Raw genomic sequence first — 19,156 nt, 5'->3', positions numbered from 1 at the left:
TAACTCGTCTCCAGGGCGAGTGTGGCGGCAATCGTTGTGCAACCGCTACGCGCAACCTGTACCGCTGTGGTCGCCCTGCCATTACGTTGTGTGCATTTCCCTGGTAGGGGGCCGCGATGTATCCCTCCGTCGCAGAAGCCATCGCACTGCCGGTGATCCGGCGTGGGAAACCGCAGGTGGTGGCCGGGTCGGCCGGCATGCAGGGCCGGGTGCGCTGGGTCCACGTGGCGGAGGTGGCCGACATCGCGCACCTGCTGCGCGGCGGGGAGCTGGTGCTGACCACCGGCATCGCGCTGCCGGACGAGGCCGCGGCGCTGACGAGGTACGTGGACGACCTGGCCGCGGTGCACGCGGCGGGGCTGGTGATCGAGCTGGTCCGGCGGTGGAGCGACCAGCTGCCCGAGCCGCTCGTGGCGGCGGCCAACCGGCACCGGCTCCCGCTGATCACGCTGGCGCAGGAGACGCCGTTCGTGTCCGTCACCGAGGCGGTGGTGGCGCTGATCGTCGACGCGCAGCTCGCCGAGTTGCGGGCCGCCGAGCAGGTGCACGAGACGTTCACGTCGCTCACCGTGGCCGGTGCCGAGCCGGCGGAGGTGCTGCGCGAGGTGGCCCGGATCTCCGGGCTGCCGGTGGTGCTGGAGACGCTGGGGCACGAGGTGCTCGCGTACGACGCGGCCGGCCGGGATCCCACCGATCTGCTGTCCGACTGGGGGCAGCGGTCCCGATCCGTGGCCGCGCCCGAGCGGACCGCCTACGACGAGGAGGCCGGCTGGTTGGTCACCATGGTCGGCGCGCAGGGCGCCGACTGGGGGCGGCTGGTCCTGCTGTCGCCGGATCCGCCACCGCACCGGGACGTGGTGGTGGCCGAGCGGGCCGCGTCGGCGCTGGCGGTGCACCGGCTCGTGGCGCGGGACCGGGAGAGCCTGGAGCGGCAGACACACCGCATGTTGCTCGCGCAGCTGCTCGGTCAGGCCGTACCGCCGCCGGATCTGGCCGCCCGGGCGGCGGCCCTGGGGGTCGGCCTCGACCGGCGCCAGCTGGTCGGGATGGCGATCCGGCCGGCGACCATGGTGCCCCGGGCTCCCGCGCTGGCCACCCAGGAGGTGTTGCGCGACCTCGCCGAGGCGACCGCGTTGGCGGCGCGGCGGGTGGCGGTGCCCGCCCTGGTGGGTGTCGTGGACGACACCACGGTGCGGGCGTTGTTGTCGTTGCCCGCGCAGGCCGGGATCGACGCGGTGCTGCGCCGGCTGGCCCGGGAGGTGCACCGATCCGCGGCCGGCCCGGTCCTGGTGGCGGTCGGCACCACCGTGTCGCACGTCGCCGAGGTACGCCGCAGCCTCGGTGAGGCCGCCCACGTGGCGGGAGCGGCCCTGCGCAGCCCCGGCACGCAGCTCTACCACCGGCTGGAAAACGTGCGCCTGCGCGGCCTGCTGCACCTGTTGCGCGACGACGAGCGGGTCCGGGCCTTCGCGGACCGGGAACTGGGGCCGCTGCTGGCGCGGGACGCCAACCACCACAGCCGGCTGGTGGAGCTGCTGCGCTGCTTCTGCGAGCAGGGCGGGAACAAGTCGGCGGCGGCCGCCGCCGCGCACGTGTCACGGACGGCGTACTACCAACAGCTGGCGCGGATCGCGCAGGTGCTCGGAGTCTCGCTGGAGGACTCGGAGTCGATGCTGTCGCTCTACGTCGCGCTGCTGGTGCACGACCTCGACGACGCCTGACGGGGCACCGGACCGGGTAGGCGGCCGGAATCCGTCCAGCGCGCGGATTGACACGATCGCTGTGGCCGTGCGTTTGGACACAGTGTGCCCTGATCATGGCAAGCGTGGACACTTTGCCACTGCCCGTGGCGGGCCCGCGACACTCACCATTCCGGAATAAAGATCGTGCTGTTCCGCCCCCATCCGCAGCACGCGCGCCGGTTGCCCGGCGCCTGTTGCGACAGCGCAACAGGGAGGTGACACCGATGACCGTCGAACCCCTGCCCTCCGAAGCCACCACGGTCGAGCCGGGCACCCAGATCACCCATCCGGATGGCCGGGTGGAGCTGCGCGACTTCTCCACCATCGCCGGCAGCCGCTACTTCAACGTCGAACTCGCCCCGGTACCGATCGAGAAGCGCACCTGGACCACGTACAACTTCGCGGCGCTGTGGGTCGGGATGGCGCACAACATCCCCAGCTACCTGCTCGCGGCCGGGCTCATCCAGCTCGGCATGAACTGGGTGCAAGCGTTCCTCACCATCACCCTGGGCAACCTGCTGGTGCTGATCCCGATGCTGTTGAACAGCCACGCGGGCACGAAGTACGGCATCCCGTTCCCGGTCTTCGCCCGCGCGTTCTACGGCGTCCGTGGCGCCAACCTCGCGGCCCTGCTGCGCGCCTTCATCGCCTGCGGCTGGTTCGGCATCCAGACCTGGATCGGCGGCGAGGCGATCTACGCGATCGCCGGCAAGCTGCTGGGCTCCTGGTGGGTCGACGCGGCGAAGGTCATGGACTACCCGTGGACGCTGTGGGCGTCGTTCCTGCTGTTCTGGGCGATCGAGATGGCGATCATCTGGCGCGGCATGGACACCCTGCGCCGCTTCGAGAACTGGGCCGCGCCGTTCGTCATCGTGGTCGCCGTCGCCCTGCTGATCTGGGTGCTGATCAAGGCGGGCGGGCCCGGTCCGATCCTGTCCCAGCCGTCCAAGCTGGGTTGGGGCGCCGACTTCTGGAAGCTGTTCGCGCCGTCGCTGATGGCGATGATCGCGTTCTGGGCGACCCTGTCGCTGAACATCCCGGACTTCACCCGGTTCGGCGGCAGCCAGCGGCAGCAGGTGTACGGGCAGATCCTGGGCCTGCCCACCACGATGTCGTTCTTCGCCATCCTGTCGATCGTGATCACCTCGGGCACGGCGGTGATCTACGGCGACGCGATCTGGGACCCGATCCAGTTGGCCGCGAAGTTCGAGAACCCACTGGTCGTCGCCCTCGGCCTGTTCACGGTGGTGGTGGCCACGCTGTCGGTGAACGTGGCAGCCAACACGGTCAGCCCGGCGTACGACTTCTCCAACGCGGCACCCCGACTGGTCACCTTCCGGACCGGCGGCCTGATCACCGGGGTGCTCGGCATCCTGATCCAGCCCTGGCGCCTGGTGCAGGACCCGAACATCTACATCTTCGTCTGGCTCGGCTTCTACGGCGGCCTGCTCGGCGCGGTCGCCGGCGTGCTCATTGCCGGCTACTGGGTCCGCCACCGCACCCGCCTGCAGTTGCCCGCTCTCTACCGCCCCGAGGGCCGGTACTGGTTCGCCGGCGGCTGGAGCTGGACGGCAGTCGTCGCCACCGTCGTCGGCGCGCTCCTCGCCGTGGGCGGCGCGTACTCCGCGCCCGGCACGGGTCCGTTCCCGTCCGACGGGCTGATCCCGTTCCTCAAGCCACTCTACGACTACAGCTGGGTCGCCGGTCTGGTCGGCGCGTTCGTGATCTATCTGGCGCTGTCGGTGCTGCACGGCAGCCACGCCAAGAAGGAGGTCAGATGAGCAACATCATCCGAGCCGGGCTCGTACAGCAGAAGTGGACCGGCGACAAGGAGTCCATGATCGCGAACGCGGTGGAGGCGATCCGCAGCGCCGCGTCGCAGGGCGCGCAGGTGGTCTGCCTGCAGGAGTTGTTCTACGGCCCGTACTTCTGCCAGGTCCAGGACGCCGACTACTACTCGTACACGGAGGCGATCCCGGACGGGCCGACGACGGCGCTGATGCGCGAGGTCGCCGAGCAGCACGGGGTGGTCCTGATCGTGCCGATGTACGAGCAGGAGCAGCCGGGGGTCTACTACAACACCGCCGCGGTGATCGACGCCGACGGCACCTACCTCGGCAAGCACCGGAAGAACCACATTCCGCAGGTGAAGGGGTTCTGGGAGAAGTTCTACTTCCGGCCTGGCAACCTGGGCTATCCGGTGTTCGACACCGCCGTGGGCCGCATCGGCGTCTACATCTGCTACGAGCGGCACTTCCCGGAGGGGTGGCGCGCCCTGGGGCTGGCCGGCGCGAAGATCGTGTTCAACCCCTCCGCCACCAGCCGCGGCCTGTCGCAGTACCTGTGGCGGCTGGAGCAGCCGGCCGCCGCGGTCGCCAATGAGTACTACGTCGGGGCGATCAACCGGGTCGGAGTGGAGCCGTTGGGCGACAACGACTTCTACGGTCAGTCCTACTTCGTCGACCCGCGCGGGCAGCTGGTCGGCGACGCGGCGTCGGACACCGAGGAGGAGGTCGTCGTCCGCGACCTGGACATGGACAAGCTGGCCGAGGTACGCGACCTGTGGGCGTTCTACCGCGATCGCCGGCCCGAGACCTACGAATCGCTGGTGAAGCCGTGAGCGAGCGTAGCGAGCGAAGCGAGGCGTCGGCATGAGCATCGTCATCCGCAACGGAACAGTCGCCAACGCAACCGGGGCCTATCCGGCAGACGTGCTGGTGGAGGGCGAGCGGATCGCGGCGCTCGCCGCGCCGGACTCGGATCTGGCGCAGCAGTGGGCGTCCGGCGCCGAGCGGGTGATCGACGCTGCCGGGAAGTACGTGGTGCCGGGCGGCATCGACGGCCACACCCACATGGAGATGCCGTTCGGCGGCACGTTCTCGGCGGACACCTTCGAGACCGGCACGATCGCGGCGGCCTGGGGCGGCACGACGACGATCGTCGACTTCGCGGTGCAGGCCAAGGGCACCTCACTGCTGTCCGCGCTGGACAAGTGGCACAGCAAGGCCGACGGCAACTGCGCGATCGACTACGCGTTCCACATGATCATCTCGGACGTCAACGACACCTCGCTGAAGGAGATGGAGGCCTGCATCGACGCGGGCGTAAACACCTTCAAGATGTTCATGGCGTACCCCGGGGTCTTCTACGCCACCGACGGGGAGATCCTGCGGGCGATGCAGAAGGCCCGCGACACCGGCTCGATGATCATGATGCACGCGGAGAACGGCATCGCCATCGACCAGCTCGTCGCGCAGGCGTTGGCCAGCGGGCACACCGACCCGGTGCAGCACGGGCTGACCCGGCCGCCAGAGTTGGAGGGCGAGGCCACCTCGCGGGCGATCACCCTGGCGAAGGTCACCGGCGCGCCGCTGTACATCGTGCACCTGTCCGCCGCGCACGCCCTCGACGCGGTCACCCGCGCCCGCGACACCGGCCAGAACGTGTTCGCCGAAACCTGCCCGCAGTACCTGTTCCTGTCCCTGGACGACCTGGGTGGGCCCGACTTCGAGGGCGCGAAGTACGTCGCCTCTCCCCCGCTCCGGCCCAAGGAGCACCAGGCCGAGCTGTGGCGGGGCCTGCGCACCAACGACCTGTCGCTGGTGTCCACCGACCACTGCCCGTTCTGCTTCAAGGACCAGAAGGAACTGGGCCGAGGCGACTTCTCCAAGATCCCGAACGGGATGCCGGGCGTCGAGCACCGGATGGACCTGCTCTACCAGGGCGTCGTACGCGGCGAGATCACGCTGCCACGCTGGGTGGAGATCAGCTCCACCACCCCCGCCCGGATGTTCGGCCTCTACCCACGCAAGGGCGTCATCGCGCCCGGCGCGGACGCGGACATCACCGTGTACGACCCGACGGCCCGGCAGACCATCTCCGCGAGCAGCCACCACATGAACGTGGACTATTCCGCGTACGAGGGCATGGAGCTGACCGGGAAGGTCTCCACCGTGCTGTCCCGCGGTCGGGTCCTCGTCGACGACAACGCCTTCCACGGCGCGGCCGGACACGGCACGTTCCTGAAGCGCGACCTCTGCCAGTACCTGGTCTGACGAAGGAGTGACCGTGGACTTCGGTGTCGTACTCCAGACCGACCCGCCCGCCCGCGACGTCGTGGCCGGGCTCACCGCCGCCGAGGACAACGGGTTCCGTTACGGCTGGACGTTCGACTCCTGCGTGCTGTGGCAGGAGCCGTTCGTCATCTACTCGCAGGTCCTCGCCGCGACCAAGCAGCTGGTCGTCGGGCCGATGGTGACCAACCCGAGCACCCGCGACTGGTCGGTCACCGCGTCCCTGTTCGCCACCCTCAACGAGATGTTCGGCAACCGAACGGTGTGCGGCATCGGTCGCGGCGACTCGGCCCGGCGGGTCATCGGCCAGCCGCCGGCGAGCCTCGCCACGCTGCGCCAGGCGATGCACGTGATCAAGGAGCTGGCCGAGGGCCGGGAGGTCGCACACCACGACACGCCGGTGCGTATCCCGTGGGTGCGGGACGGCCGGCTGGAGATCTGGATGGCCGCGTACGGCCCGAAGGCGCTGCGGCTGGTCGGCGAGCAGGCCGACGGCTTCATCCTGCAGACGGCCGACCCGGACATCGCCCGCTGGACCATCGGCTCGGTACGCGACGCGGCCACCGCCGCCGGCCGGGACCCCGACTCGATCACCATGTGCGTGGCCGCGCCCGCCTACGTGGGCACCGACCTCGAACACCAGCGGGACCAGCTGCGCTGGTTCGGCGGGATGGTCGGCAACCACGTGGCCGACCTGGTCGCGCGCTACGGCGACTCCGGCGTGGTGCCGAAGGCGCTGACCGACTACATCAGGGGCCGCGAGGGCTACGACTACGCACACCACGGCCGGGCCGGCAATCCGTCCACCGACTTCGTGCCGGACGAGATCGTCGACCGGTTCTGTCTGCTCGGACCCGAGTCGGCCCACGTCGACCGGCTGCAGGAACTCAAGGAGATCGGGGTGAGCAACTTCGCCGTGTACCTGATGCACGACGACAAGGAGAAGACCCTGTCCGCGTACGGCAAGGACGTGATCACCCACCTCTGATCTCTGGCATCGACTGCGGCGAGTAGCGCAACTACCATGATCCTCTCGAACAACCCCCACCACGGGAGGTAGGTATGCGCCAACCGCGCCATAGCGTTCTGCTTGCCATCGCTGTAACCACCGCATCGGTCCTGGCCGTGTCCGCGGCACCGGCCAGCGCTGCGCCGACGCCGTCACCCGGCATCGTCGTCAGCGACGGGATGACCCAACCGGTGTTCTCGTTCGCGGACGCGATCGAGGAACGGGTGTGGGTGGAAACACCACTCGACACCGACCACGACGGAGTGCTGGACCGGGTCGTCGCCGACATCTCCCGCCCGCGGGAGACCGCCACGGAGGGCTTCAAGGTCCCCGTCATCTTCGAGCACAGCCCGTACCGCAAGGGCACCTGGAACAACGTGCCGTACCCGAGTGTGCTGCTGGACGAGCTGCCGCAGACCGGGCTCACCAAGCAACTGCGCAGCCAGTCGCAGGCGATCGGGATCCAGCGGGCCAGGGCCAACCTGCCCGGCACCCTCGACGACTACTACGTCCCGCGGGGATACGCGGTGGTGCTCGGGCAGAGCATCGGCACCGCGGACTCCGACGGCTGTCCGACCAGCGGCGACATGGCGGAGACGCTCGGTACGAAGGCCATCATCGACTGGCTGGGCGGCCGGGCGAAGGCGTACAACGCCGCCGGTGAGCCGGTCACCGCCGACTGGACCACCGGAGCGGTGGGCATGACCGGCGTGTCGTACAACGGGACGCTGCCCAACATGGTCGCCACGACCGGTGTCGAGAACCTCAAGACCATCATCCCGGTCTCCGCGATCAGCAGCTGGTACGACTACTACCGCGCCAACGGACTCGTGGTGGCGCCGGGCACCTACCAGGGCGAGGACGCCGACGTCCTCGCGAAGTACACGGCGGGGAAGGCGCGCGCCGAGGGCAGGTGCGCCGACGAGATGGCCCAGCTGACGGCGGAACAGGATCGGGTCACCGGGGACTACACCGAGTTCTGGCGGGCCCGCGACTACCTGCCGGGCGCCAAGAAGGTCACCGCGAGTGTCTTCGTCGTGCACGGACTCAACGACTGGAACGTGAAGACGGAGAGCTTCGCCAGCTGGTGGGACCGGCTCGCCTCGGCCGGCGTGCCGCGCAAGATCTGGCTGCACCAGGGCGGCCACGGCGGCCCGGGTAACACCGCGACGGTGACGCTGCCGGGCGGCCAGGCGTGGACCTACAAGCAGACCGAGAACCGCTGGTTCGACTACTGGCTGTGGAACGTGCAGAACGGCGTCATGGACGAGCCCACGGCGGTCCTGCAGCGCGAGGACCGGTCCTACACCACGTACGCCAACTGGCCGGATCCGGGCGCTCGGGACGTGGCGCTGACCCTTACCGCCGACAGTGCCACCGAGCCCGGCAACCTGATCACCACCGACGCCCGGAACCAGCGCGCCGAGCAGTCCTTCGTGGACGAGGGCCGCACGATCAGCCCGAGCACGCTGGTGGCCGAACCCGACACGGCCAGCGCCAACCGGCTCGTCTACCGCTCGCCGGTGCTGACCCGGGACGTGCGCCTGTCCGGGCGCCCTGAGATGCGGTTGCGGATGTCCATCGACAACCGCGCAGACGCGAACCTGTCGGTCTATCTGGTCGACTACGGCGCTCCCGGTTCGACCGGGCGGCCGGTGGTGGTGACCCGGGGGTGGATGGATCCGCAGAACCGGACCGGCTGGTCGCACACCACCGAAGTCAAGCAGGGGATCATGTACGACTACCGCTGGACCCTGCAGCCGAAGGACTATGTCTTCGCGGCGGGTCATCGCATCGGGGTGGCCGTGTTCTCCAGTGATCAGGAATACACCCTGCTGCCGCTCGGCGGCACGCAACTGACTGTCCAGCCCGGCTCCAGCCGCCTCACCCTGCCGATCGTCGGTGGCCTCGAGGCGCTCGGCTTCTGACGTACGTCGTCGGCCCGGACGGCTGCTGCGCCGTCCGGGCCGACGCATGCTCGCCTGAAAACGGGGTACACCCGCCGAACTAGGGGCGGACCGGCGCCCGCGGGCAGCGGCGGCGGTGACTCTCGTGAGGGGCGGGGCGGATGAAGCCTTTCCGACGCGCGGACATCGACGGCCCTCCGGTGATGTTCGGAGGCCGTACGGGCCGCGTCCGTCCCCGACCGGCGTCGTCTGTCGGACGCCGGCCCTTGACCCGGCTGACCGTGGTCAGCCTGGCGGGACACGTGGTCTTCGAGCTGGGAGCCGGCGTCGGCATGCCGCTCGCCTCGGTGATCGGGCCGTACGCCGCCGCGAGTTTCTGGACGCTCGTCACCGGTGGCGTCCTGACGGCGACCGCTCGCGACGACTCCACTGACACGTTCCTGGCTGCGGCGAACGGCTTCGGGCTCGCCGCCGTGTCGGCTCATCTGCTCGGTTGGCCGACTCGTCGCACCCGAGCGGGCCTGCCCTGGTTGACGGACTGCGAGGGGCTGGGGCCCAAGTTGATGCCCTTCTACAACCCGATCCTCTACACCTCGGCCGTCGCGGGCCTGCTCGCCGTCGTCGCCGAGAACCGCACCGCCCGCCTGCGCATACCGATGGCCATGCTCGGACTCGTGCCGGTGCTCGTCGCCTACCAGCATTGGGAGCACCGGCGGCTGCTCGGGCAGGCCCGCACCCGCCCCGGATGGTGGAACCGCCGGCTGCGGCGTTTGACCCCCGCACTGTGACGCGAGCAAGGGCGCAGATGGTCACGGAAGGTCAGCCGGGTTCTCCGATCATTTGCCGCCCGTTACGGCGGTGACGAGCCAGAATGCTCCCTTTAGCTGGACACCGTCGGGGTGCTCGTAGGCGCTCAGGGCGGTGGTGAGTGCGGCCCGCGCTCGGGTGGCGGCGTCGACGTCGTCGAGCAGGGCGCGTGCCGGTCCGGTGCCGAGAACGAGCTGGGTGGCGTCCGCGACGTCGCGTCCGTAGGTCATGGCTGGGTCGACGCCGGTCATGGTGATGTCGCGGAAGCCGGCGGTGGTCAGCAGTTCTTCGACGCGTTGGGTGTCGGCCAGGGAGAACATGCCCGGCTCGTACGGCGCCGTCGGGTCGATGCGCGGGACGCGGCCGACGAGCGCCGTCATGAACACGGTGAACCACTGTTGTTCGTCGACGGCTCGCGCGCAGGTGAACGCCAGGCGGCCGCCGGGTCGCAGCGCGTGCGCGATGTTGGTGAAGGCGGCTCCGGGGTTGGCGAAGAAGGTCAGCCCGCCACGGCTGAGGGCGACATCGAACTCGCCGGGCGGAAACGGGTGCACCTGCGCGTCGCCCTGCTCGAACCGGACGTTGGTCAGCCCTTCGTCGGCGGCGTGGGCCCGCGCTGTCCGCAGCATCGGGCCGGACAGGTCGACCCCGAGCGCGTACCCGTCCCGGGCGCGCCGGGCGGCCAACCGGGTGCTCTGGCCGTTGCCGCAGCCGAGGTCGAGCACCCGGTCGTCCGGTTTGATCCCGCCCGCCGCGAGGAGCGGTTCGTTGAGCTCTGCGCTGACCGCGTCCCACTGGGCGGCGTGCTCGGCCCAGTGCGTGCCTTCAGGCCCGTTCCACGCCTCGGCCTGCTCAACGTTGACGAACGCATGCATGTGCCACCTCCGAGGTTGCCGCCGGATCGGGCCGCCGCCGGCCCGGTTTGAAGAGCCCGAGGACCGTCGGACATTCGGGCGATGTCGAACATAATGTCCGAATATGGTCGAAGGCAGGAGCCGGTTCAACGATCAGAACGGCGTCACGATCCGTTACCGGACATCCGCCGGTAACTGTTCGGGAAGTGGGATGTGAGATGCCGGCACAGGACCGCCGGGTCCGGCGCAGCCAGCGCCTTCTTCGTGAGGCGCTCGTGGCCCTGATCCCCGAGAAGGGCTACGACCGGATCACGGTGCAGGACATTCTCGACCGCGCCGACGTGGGACGCTCCACCTTCTACGCCCACTACCGCGACAAGGATGACCTGCTGCTGGCCGGCTTCGACGACCTGCGCACCGAGCTGCGGCGCGACCTCGACGTCCTCAGCCCGGGCGTGCCACCCCATCCGACCAGCCCGACCGGCGTGATCTTCGCCCACGCCTACCGCCACCGGGACCTCTACCGGGCGCTCTGCGGCCGGCGCGGCCGTAGCGTCGCGCAGCGCCACCTGTACCGGCTCGTCAGCGACCTGCTCCGCGACCATCTGCGCCCGCACATCGAGGCCGCCGGCAGCGACCTGCCGGTCGATATCGCAGCCGCGTTCTACACCTCCGCGCTCCTCGGCTTGCTCGCCTGGTGGGTCGACCAGGATTTCCGGCCCGGACCCGCCGCCCTCGCCAGCGTCTATCAGCGGCTCGCCGCACCCGGCCTGCTCACCGCGCTCGTCCCGCCGACCTCCGAGCCATCACCCTCGGCGAATCAGTCGGACTCGACCAGGAGCCGGGCGTAGTTGGCCATCGACCGCTGATAGCGTGGCAGGTGCTTGGCGAGCGCCCCGACGGCGATCGACACCGCCTCCCGCTCCCGGCCGACACTGGTCAGAGCCAGCGCGAGCGTCGCGCTGACCGCGTCGTCGAGTTCGTCGGATCCGCGCTCGCGCTCCTCCGTCAGCAGCCGGACGCTCTCCCCGGGCTGCCCGATGTTCCGCAGCGAGCTGGACATCTGGATCACTGAGCGCCGCCGCCGGATGCCGTCGATGCCCAGTTCCAGCGCCTTGCGGTAGAGCGGAACCGCCTTGTCCGAATGACCGGTCGAGTCCCAGGCACAGGCCCGCTCGAACGCCGCCACCGGATGATCCGGCCCCAACTCGTCGGCGAGAGCCCCGACCCGCTCGCGGAACTCCTCGCCATCCCAGTCGTCGGGGGCCGCGTTGAAGGCCGCCCACAGGTCCGCGCTGCGCTGCTCCCAGTCGGCGTTCGGGTTCATCGTCGCTCTCCTCATGATCGCCGGTTCAGGTCGGGAGAACTCTGCGATCGCTGGTACCGTGACCGCCAGTGATTCGGCATCCGCCGAATCTCTTCTGCTTGCGGAAGGTGGTGCGGATGGCGGTCACGCTGCGGTTCAGCCCTGCCGACCTGCTGCGCTGCCGCTTCGCCATCTCACCCATGCTCGAGACGCTGTCCGCGGTGCGCCTGCTCTCCCGGCGCGAAGGCGTCGGCCCGCACCGCCGCTGGCTCGACACCATCGACACGCGGGAACTCGACCTGCGGCCGATCGCCCTGCTCCAGCCGCGTCGCGGCTACACCCCCGATTTCCTCTCGCCGCCTCCGGTCGGCCCGCACGCCCGGTTCGAGGACGAGCGCGCGGCCGTGGCGGCCACTGACCATGATCGGGTACGCGCAGAGCTGCGACGGTCGCTGGCGGACAGCCCGGGGGCGGCCGAGTCGGCGACCGGACGGCTCCTGCTGGGCGACCCGGCTGTTGTTCTCCAGCTGCTGGTCTCACTCGTGAAGCAGGCGTGGGAGGTCTTGGTCGAACCGGTCTGGCCGCAGGTACGCGGACTGCTTGACGCCGATGTGGGCTTCCAGACCCGACGCCTCGCCGAAGGCGGTCTGGACCGGTTGTTCGCCGAGCTGCATCCACGGCTGCGGTGGAGCAACGGCGTGCTGTCTCGCGAGTACGGCGACGATGAACACCGCGAGCTGCGCGGCGAGGGGCTCGTCCTGGTGCCCAGCGCATTCAAGTGGGATCAGGTCGTCGTCATCGTGGATCCGCCGTGGCAGCCCACGGTGATCTATCCGGCGCGCGGGCTCGGCACGCTCTGGCAGCCCCTCTCCGCCGATCGGCATGCGGCTTTGGGCCGGTTGATCGGCAAAACCCGGGCGGTGCTGCTGATCAGCCTCGACGAGCCGGCCAGCACAACGACGCTGGCCCACCGCCACGCGCTGGCCGCCGGGACGGTCTCCGAGCATCTGTCGGTGCTGCGCGACGCCGGGTTCGTCGCCGGGGAACGACACCGGCACGAGATCCGCTATCGGCGTACGCCCCTCGGCGAAGCCGTGCTCCGTTACAGAGTGTCTCAATAGTCTGTTGGGTCATGAGACACCGCCCTTCTCGGGCGTCCCTGCCGTCACGGATATTCGTGGCGGCAGGGTTCCTCCGTCATCGGGGCTGGTTTCACCGGCGCGTGGGCGCTGGCCAGAGCCGTCCCCTCGGGAGGCGTTGATGACCGGGCCTCGTACTTCGGGGTCCCGGGTCTGAGCATGTTGCTCGGCCCAGACAGCGAGGTTGACCGCCGCGTTGACGTCCCGGTCCGCCGTATACCCACACTCGCCACAGGCGAAGATGCGCACGGACAGGGGCAGTGCCGGGCCGATGGTGCGGCAGCCACTGCACATTCTGGTGGACGGGTACCAGCGGGGCGCCAAGGCGGTCTGCCCGCCCCGCCAGGATTGTTGGTAGCCGATGATGCGGGCCAGGTCCGCCCAGCCGGCGTCGGAGATGGCGGCGGCCAGACGCCGGTTACGGAGCAGGCCGGCGGTGTGCAGGGTTTCCAGGACCAGCCGGTCGTGAGTCTTGACCAGCCGGTTGGCGACCTCGTGCAGAAAGTGGCGACGCACGTTCGCGACACGCAGGTGGGCACGGCCCAGCCGGGCGGCAGCCTCGGCCCGGTTGCGTGAGCCTCGCTGTTTGCGGCTGACCTGGCGGGACAGGCGCCGTAGCTTTTGGCAGGGCGGTCCGCAGCGGGCGCGGCGCGTCATCGACGCGCAGCCGCTGTCGGCCGGTGGTGTCGGCGGCCACGACGAGTGCGGCGAGGCCGCGGTCGACGCCCACCCAACCACCACCGCTGCTGTCGGTGTCGGGGCGGGGCGGGTGCTGGCGGGCGGGATGCAGATCTACTGCCTGGACCGTCACGGTGATGGTCCACCGGCCGGCCCGGCAGGAGACGGTGGCATACCGGATGTGGGCTCGGCCGGTGCGGATCATCCGCCGCAGGCGGCGGGTGTCCTCCCGTACCCTCAAGACCCCGATCTTCGGCAGACACACACTGCGAGGACCGGCTGTCGGGTCCCCTACCCGGATGCTCGCCCGGCCGGCCTTGGTGGTGCAGCGGATCCGGAACGACGCCCGGGTGCGGGTCTTGCGTTTGAATGTGGGAAACCCGACCCGGCGGCCTGGCCGTTCCCCCCGCCGCGAGTCGGCCCAGGCGGCCAGGCCATGGCCCAGGTCGACGGCGGCTTCCTCACACACCTGCTGACACACCTGCGCCCGCCACGACAACCCCGTCGCCACGATCTCCGTCGAGCCGGCCGCATCGACCACGAAGCGGCGACCCGCCTCCGCCGAGCACTTCCACGAGTTGAACGCGTTGATCAGGTCGAAACCCGACCACGGCACCACCACCGACCCACCCCGACGCTTCGCATCCAGGGCTTCCTTCACCAGAGCCAGGCACTGGTTGAACGCGAACCGGGACGCCCCCGCATGACGAGCCAACACCACCACCTGCGACGGCGACGGATCGACTGTGAACCGGAACGCGGTAAACCTCCCCACAGCCCCACAGCATGCCCGCCACCTACGACACTCCCGAAACACTAGTGCGGGTTCGGCGGCGTTAGCAGGTGATGGTCTGGTCGCTGGGCTCGTCAGCGGGCGCGGGTGGCGTCGACGACCCGGCGTACCTCGTCGCCGTCGGTGGCCTCGCGTCCGTCGTGCTGCACCGGTGCCCGCAGGTGCACCTCCCGCGCCCCGGTCTCCGCGAGCACCTGCCGGACGTTGTGCGATCGGATGCCGCCGCCGGCGATGACCCGCAACCGGTCGCCGGCCCGCTGCCGCAGCGCTGCGATCCGCGCGGCGCCGTCCAGGGCGGTGGCGGCCCCGCCCGAGGTGAGCACCGCGTCGGCCCCGAGGTCGATGATGTCCGCGAGTGCGCGTAGCTGGTCGCCGACCTCGTCGAAGGCCTTGTGCACGGTCACTGGCAGCGGGCCCGCCGCCTGGATCAGGCGCCGCAGCACGGCCAGATCGAGGTCGCCGTCGGCGGCGACGGCACCGACCACCACCCCGACCGCGAGGCCGTGCGGATTGGGCAGGCTACGGATGGCCGCGATGTCGGCGAGCATGACCTGCTCCTCGATCTCGCTCACCCGGAAGTCACCGCCACGGGGGCGGACCATGACCCGTACCCCCACCCTGTGCAACGTCCGCAGGGCGACCTCCACCGTCCCCAGGCTGGGGGTGGTGCCGCCCTGACCGAGATCGGCGCAGAGCTCCACCCGGTCGGCCCCGGCCGCCTCGGCCACCAACGCGGTCGGCACGTCACTCACGCAGATCTCCACCGCGGTCATGCCGCCCCCTCATCGGCATGACTGTTGACCTCGCTTCGCTCGGTCATGCGGCCGCCCGGCCCGCACGGGAGGCCTGGCTCGGCTCCGGGCGCAGCGGGAAGTGGCAGGCCACCTGGTGCGCGTCGCCGGCCAGCGGCGGCTCGGTCTCGCAGATCTGCTGCGCGAGTGGGCAGCGGGTCCGGAACCGGCACCCGGTGGGCGGGTTCAAAGCGCTGGGCAGCTCACCCCGGATGGTGATGCCGCCGCGCGTAGTCTCGGCGTTCGGCGTGACGGACGGAACGGCGTCGATGAGCGCCTGCGTGTACGGATGCCGGGCAGCCCGGACCACGTCCCGGGCGGGTCCGACCTCGACGAGCTTGCCGAGGTACATGACGCCGATCCGGTCCGCCATGTAGTCGACGACGGACAGGTCGTGGCTGATGAAGACGTACGCCAAGCCGAGCTCGCGCTGCAGGTCCCGCATGAGGTTGAGGACCTGCGCCTGGATCGACACGTCCAGCGCGCTCACCGGCTCGTCGCCGACGATCAGCCGAGGTTGCAGGGCCAGCGACCGGGCCAGCCCGATGCGCTGCAACTGGCCGCCGGAGAACTCGTGGGGGTAGCGCTCCAAAACCCGCCGCGACAGCCCTACCTGGTCGAGTAGGGCCGCGATCCGCGCCCGGCGGGCCGCCCCGTCGCCCACCCTCTGGATCTCGAGCGGTTCGGCGAGGATGGCGTCGACGCGCATTCGGGGGTTCATCGCGGCGTAGCTGTCCTGGAACATCAGTTGGACCTGCCGGTGCATCCGGCGGCGCTCCCGCCCGGCCAGGCCGGCGATGTCCGTGCCGTCCAACATGATCTGCCCGGCGGTCGGCCGCTCCAGCCCGACGGCGAGCCGTCCGACGGTGGACTTGCCGCAGCCGGACTCGCCGACCAGCCCGAACGTCTCCCCCGGACCGACGTCGAAGGAGACCCCCGCCACGGCGCTCACCTGCCCAGCGGTCCGGCGCAGCAGTCCACTGCCGTGCGCCGCGTAGTTCTTGACCAGTGCCCGCACGGACAGGACCGGGGTGGCCGCCGGCTCGGCTGGTCCGGCCGTGGAGCCGACCGGCTGCGGCGCCGGTTCGACCCGTACCGGAGCCGGCCGGGTGACCGGTGCGGCGGGCGCCAGGGGCACTGGGTGCAGGCAGGCGTGCTGGTGCTCGTCGGCCGACAGGGTCAGCTCGGTGATCCGGCACTCGTCGGTGACGTGCCGGCAGCGTGGCGCGAACCGGCAGCCGGCCAGGGGTCGGGACAGGTCCGGCGGCAGTCCGGGGATGCTGTAGAGCCGGGCGTGTTCACCGGCCTCCCGGATCGCCGACTCGGGGAGCGCCTCCATCAGCGCCTCGGTGTAGCGGTGCCGAGGCGAACGGAACAGCTTCTCGGTCGCGGCGGTCTCCACCACCCGTCCGGCGTACATGACGGCGACCCGGTCGGCGCGGCCGGCGATCACCCCCAGATCGTGGGTGACCAGGATGACGGCCATCCCGAACTCTTCCCGCAGGTCGTCGATGAGTTCGAGGATCTGCCGCTGGGTGGTGACGTCGAGCGCGGTGGTCGGTTCGTCGGCGATGAGCAGGCGCGGCGAGCAGACCAGTGCCATCCCGATGGCGGCCCGTTGCCGCATCCCACCGGACAACTCGTGCGGATAGTTGTCGACGATCCGGTCCGGCCGGGGCATGCCGACCCGGCGCAGGATCTCGATGGCCCGTTCCCGGGCCTCCGCCCGGCCGACCCTCTCGTGCACCCGGAGCGGTTCGGCGACCTGAACCCCGATCCGCATGGTCGGGTTGAGCGAGGTGAGCGGGTCCTGGAAGACCATGCCCATCCGGACGCCACGGATCCGGCGCACCTCGTCGGCCGACAACGATCGCAGGTCGCGGCCCTCGAAGAGGATCTGGCCCCCGGACACTCGGCCGCCGGGCGGCAGCAGACCCATGATCGACAGCGCGGTCATGGTCTTGCCGCTGCCCGACTCGCCGACGACGCCGAGGGTCTCCCCCGGCATGACCTCAAGATTGACCCCGTCGAGGGCGTGGACCGTACCGCGGCGCAGCGCGATGTCGGTGTCGAGGTCGCGCAGTTCCAGCAGGGGCTGGCCCCCTGCCGCGCCCCCGACGGCCGAGGAGTGCCGAACGTCGGTCGATTCGCTCATTTTCCTGCTCCTGCTACCGCCGCCGGAGGCGGACCTCGAAGGCGTCCCTCAGCCCGTCGCCGATGAAGTTGAAGGCGAGGACGATGAGGATGATGGCGATTCCGGGCGGGTACAGCAGCCACCAGTGGCCGCTGTAGGTGTCCGCGAGGCCGTCGGAGAGCATCCCGCCCCAGTTCGCAGCCGGCGGTGGGACGCCGAGGCCGAGGAAGGACAGGTACGCGACGTAGAGGATCGCGTCGGCGACCTGGAAGGTCGCGTTGACGATCACTGTCCCGATGGCGTTCGGCACGATGTGCCGGCGTACGGCCCGGCCGCCCGTACCGCCCATCGCGCGCATGGCCTGGACGTACTCGCGGGAGCGCAGGGTCAGTGCCTCACCTCGGACGAGCCGGGCCGGCCCCAGCCAGGCGAAGGCGCCGATGATGAGGATGAGCATCGGCACGCTCGGTGTGACGATGGCGGCGAGCAGCATGAAGAGGAACAGCGACGGGATCGACATCAGTGCGTCGACCACCCGCATCATCGCCGCGTCCATCCACCCGCCGACGAACCCGGCGACGGCGCCCCAGAGGGTGCCCAGGGCGGTGGCGAGGATCCCGGCCGCGAGCCCGACGATGATCGAGGTCTGGCCGCCGAGCATGAGCCGCCCCAGCTGGTCGTAGCCGACCCCGTCGGTGCCGAGCGGATGCTGCTGCTCACCGGGGGCCAGGTGTACGGCGGTGAGGTCCGTGTGCACCTGGTCGGTGTGGTAGAAGAGCGGGCCGAGGAAGCAGATCCCGGCCAGCAGGACGAACAGGCCCAGGCCGACCAGGGCGAGCCGGTTCTCGCAGAAGACGACCAACCCCTGCCGCCAGAGGCCGCGCACCGGCGCCTCGGTCGCGTCGGCCGGCTGGTCGGGGGCGGTGCCTGGGCGGGCCGCCTCGGAGAGGGTGGTCATGACGCGCTCCCGCGGAGTCGGACCCGGGGATCGACGGCGGCGTAGAGCAGGTCGGCGACGAGCGCGCCGACGACCGTCGCGATCGAGATGATGACGGTGACGCCGAGCAGGATCGGGAAGTCACGCTTGAGCGCCGCCTGCCAGAACAGCTGCCCCATGCCGGGGAAGTTGAACAGCGACTCGACGACCAACGCCCCGCTGAACAGCGCGGGCAGGTACATCCCGAGCAGGGTGATGACCGGGAACAACCCGTTGCGCAGGGTGTGCCGCAGCACGACCCGCCGCTCGGAGAGGCCTTTGCTGCGGGCGGTGCGGACGTAGTTCTCGTTGAGGTTGTCGACCATGGCGGAGCGTACGTACCGCGAGTAGACGGCGATGGTGACGATGGCGAGGGTGACGGTGGGCAGGACCAGTCCGGCCGGGTCGGCGAGCACCTCCGCGACCGTGAACCCTTGCGGCGCCTCCGGCGGCAGGATCGGCCAGACCTGCGAGAAGAGAATGATCATCATGAGGCCCATGAAGAAGATGGGCGTGGCGTACGCCAGCAGTGACAGCGAGGTGATGGCGTAGTCGGGCCAGCGGTTGCGGCGTACCGCCTGGATCACCCCGAGCGGGATCGCCAGCACGATGGCGAGCAGGGTCGACAGCAGTGACAGCACCATGGTCTTCGGCAGCCGCTGGCTGATCGCCTCGACGACCGACTGGTTGAGCTGGAACGAGTAGCCGAGATCGCCGTGCAGCAGGCGCTGCACGTACATGCCGTACTGCTGGATCCACGGCCGGTCGTAGCCCATCTCGTGGTTGAACGCCGCCAACTGCTCCAGCGTCGCCTCCTTGCCGAGGGTGGCCCGCGCCGCACCCCCGGGCAGCAGGTGCAGGATGAGGAACGCGATCACCGTGACGAGCACGACGACGACGAGGGCCTGGCCCAAGCGCGTGATGAGGTACCGGACCACCTGGGCCGT

The 19,156-nt window shown here is 70.2% G+C and carries 16 protein-coding genes and 1 pseudogene; 9 read left to right on the top strand and 8 right to left on the bottom strand.

Going from position 1 to position 19,156, the window contains the following annotated elements; translation table 11 throughout:
* The first annotated feature begins 116 nt into the window (after window positions 1-116).
* The 7 genes from ACNAW0_RS05605 to ACNAW0_RS05575 all read left to right on the top strand — a co-directional run bounded on the left by ACNAW0_RS05605 (window position 117) and on the right by ACNAW0_RS05575 (window position 9,519).
* Complete coding sequence (locus ACNAW0_RS05605; protein ID WP_416286628.1) at window positions 117-1,721, top strand: PucR family transcriptional regulator; 1,605 nt, start codon at window positions 117-119, stop codon at window positions 1,719-1,721.
* Window positions 1,722-1,966: 245 nt separating this feature from the next.
* On the top strand, window positions 1,967-3,523 hold the full coding sequence (locus tag ACNAW0_RS05600; protein ID WP_416286626.1) for an NCS1 family nucleobase:cation symporter-1: 1,557 nt from the start codon (window positions 1,967-1,969) through the stop codon (window positions 3,521-3,523).
* Window positions 3,520-4,362 carry a nitrilase-related carbon-nitrogen hydrolase gene (locus ACNAW0_RS05595; protein ID WP_416286625.1) on the top strand — a complete coding sequence of 281 codons (843 nt, stop codon included), beginning with the start codon at window positions 3,520-3,522 and terminating at the stop codon, window positions 4,360-4,362. The genes ACNAW0_RS05600 and ACNAW0_RS05595 overlap by 4 nt, the downstream gene beginning before the upstream one ends.
* Window positions 4,363-4,393: 31 nt before the next feature.
* Window positions 4,394-5,797, top strand: a complete 1,404-nt coding sequence (gene hydA, locus ACNAW0_RS05590) for a dihydropyrimidinase (RefSeq protein WP_416286624.1) — start codon at window positions 4,394-4,396, stop codon at window positions 5,795-5,797.
* A gap of 13 nt (window positions 5,798-5,810) precedes the next feature.
* Window positions 5,811-6,803, top strand: coding sequence for a TIGR03842 family LLM class F420-dependent oxidoreductase (locus ACNAW0_RS05585; RefSeq protein WP_416286623.1), 993 nt, complete (start codon window positions 5,811-5,813; stop codon window positions 6,801-6,803).
* 74 nt (window positions 6,804-6,877) lie between these two features.
* Window positions 6,878-8,752 carry a Xaa-Pro dipeptidyl-peptidase gene (locus tag ACNAW0_RS05580; RefSeq protein ID WP_416286622.1) on the top strand — a complete coding sequence of 625 codons (1,875 nt, stop codon included), beginning with the start codon at window positions 6,878-6,880 and terminating at the stop codon, window positions 8,750-8,752.
* 245 nt (window positions 8,753-8,997) lie between these two features.
* Window positions 8,998-9,519, top strand: a complete 522-nt coding sequence (locus tag ACNAW0_RS05575; protein ID WP_416286621.1) for a hypothetical protein — start codon at window positions 8,998-9,000, stop codon at window positions 9,517-9,519.
* Window positions 9,520-9,567: 48 nt separating this feature from the next.
* Here ACNAW0_RS05575 and ACNAW0_RS05570 read toward each other — a convergent pair whose 3' ends face one another.
* On the bottom strand, window positions 9,568-10,413 hold the full coding sequence (locus tag ACNAW0_RS05570) for a class I SAM-dependent methyltransferase (protein WP_416286620.1): 846 nt from the start codon (window positions 10,411-10,413) through the stop codon (window positions 9,568-9,570).
* 197 nt (window positions 10,414-10,610) lie between these two features.
* On the opposite strand from ACNAW0_RS05570, the gene ACNAW0_RS05565 reads away from it, so the two are divergent.
* Complete coding sequence (locus tag ACNAW0_RS05565) at window positions 10,611-11,243, top strand: TetR/AcrR family transcriptional regulator (protein ID WP_416286619.1); 633 nt, start codon at window positions 10,611-10,613, stop codon at window positions 11,241-11,243.
* Here the strand turns inward: ACNAW0_RS05565 and ACNAW0_RS05560 are convergent.
* Window positions 11,213-11,719, bottom strand: coding sequence for a tetratricopeptide repeat protein (locus ACNAW0_RS05560; RefSeq protein WP_416286618.1), 507 nt, complete (start codon window positions 11,717-11,719; stop codon window positions 11,213-11,215). The genes ACNAW0_RS05565 and ACNAW0_RS05560 overlap by 31 nt on opposite strands.
* Window positions 11,720-11,835: 116 nt before the next feature.
* On the opposite strand from ACNAW0_RS05560, the gene ACNAW0_RS05555 reads away from it, so the two are divergent.
* Complete coding sequence (locus tag ACNAW0_RS05555; RefSeq protein ID WP_416286617.1) at window positions 11,836-12,819, top strand: DUF5937 family protein; 984 nt, start codon at window positions 11,836-11,838, stop codon at window positions 12,817-12,819.
* A gap of 9 nt (window positions 12,820-12,828) precedes the next feature.
* Here the strand turns inward: ACNAW0_RS05555 and ACNAW0_RS05550 are convergent, their stop codons facing one another.
* The 6 genes and pseudogenes from ACNAW0_RS05550 to ACNAW0_RS05525 all read right to left on the bottom strand — a co-directional run bounded on the left by ACNAW0_RS05550 (window position 12,829) and on the right by ACNAW0_RS05525 (window position 19,147).
* Complete coding sequence (locus ACNAW0_RS05550) at window positions 12,829-13,494, bottom strand: RNA-guided endonuclease InsQ/TnpB family protein (RefSeq protein ID WP_416286616.1); 666 nt, start codon at window positions 13,492-13,494, stop codon at window positions 12,829-12,831.
* Between the two features lie 673 nt (window positions 13,495-14,167).
* A pseudogene (locus tag ACNAW0_RS05545) lies at window positions 14,168-14,290 on the bottom strand (helix-turn-helix domain-containing protein); the annotation flags it as partial.
* A gap of 92 nt (window positions 14,291-14,382) precedes the next feature.
* A complete protein-coding gene (locus ACNAW0_RS05540; protein WP_416286615.1) occupies window positions 14,383-15,081 on the bottom strand; it encodes a copper homeostasis protein CutC in 699 nt (232 codons plus the stop codon).
* A 43-nt stretch (window positions 15,082-15,124) separates the two neighbouring features.
* The gene (locus ACNAW0_RS05535; protein ID WP_416286614.1) at window positions 15,125-17,254 is read right to left on the bottom strand and encodes a dipeptide ABC transporter ATP-binding protein; all 2,130 of its coding nucleotides are present in this window, start codon (window positions 17,252-17,254) and stop codon (window positions 15,125-15,127) included.
* Between the two features lie 13 nt (window positions 17,255-17,267).
* Complete coding sequence (locus ACNAW0_RS05530; protein ID WP_416286613.1) at window positions 17,268-18,191, bottom strand: ABC transporter permease; 924 nt, start codon at window positions 18,189-18,191, stop codon at window positions 17,268-17,270.
* A complete protein-coding gene (locus ACNAW0_RS05525; RefSeq protein ID WP_416286612.1) occupies window positions 18,188-19,147 on the bottom strand; it encodes an ABC transporter permease in 960 nt (319 codons plus the stop codon). Before ACNAW0_RS05525 ends, ACNAW0_RS05530 begins: the two co-directional genes overlap by 4 nt.
* Between the last annotated feature and the right edge of the window lie 9 nt (window positions 19,148-19,156).

The organism is Micromonospora sp. SL1-18 (assembly GCF_047921505.1).
In the GTDB taxonomy this organism is placed as follows: Bacteria; Actinomycetota; Actinomycetes; order Mycobacteriales; family Micromonosporaceae; genus Micromonospora.
The sequence above is the reverse complement of the archived record's forward strand: the minus strand, read 5'-3'. Positions and strand labels throughout refer to the sequence as shown.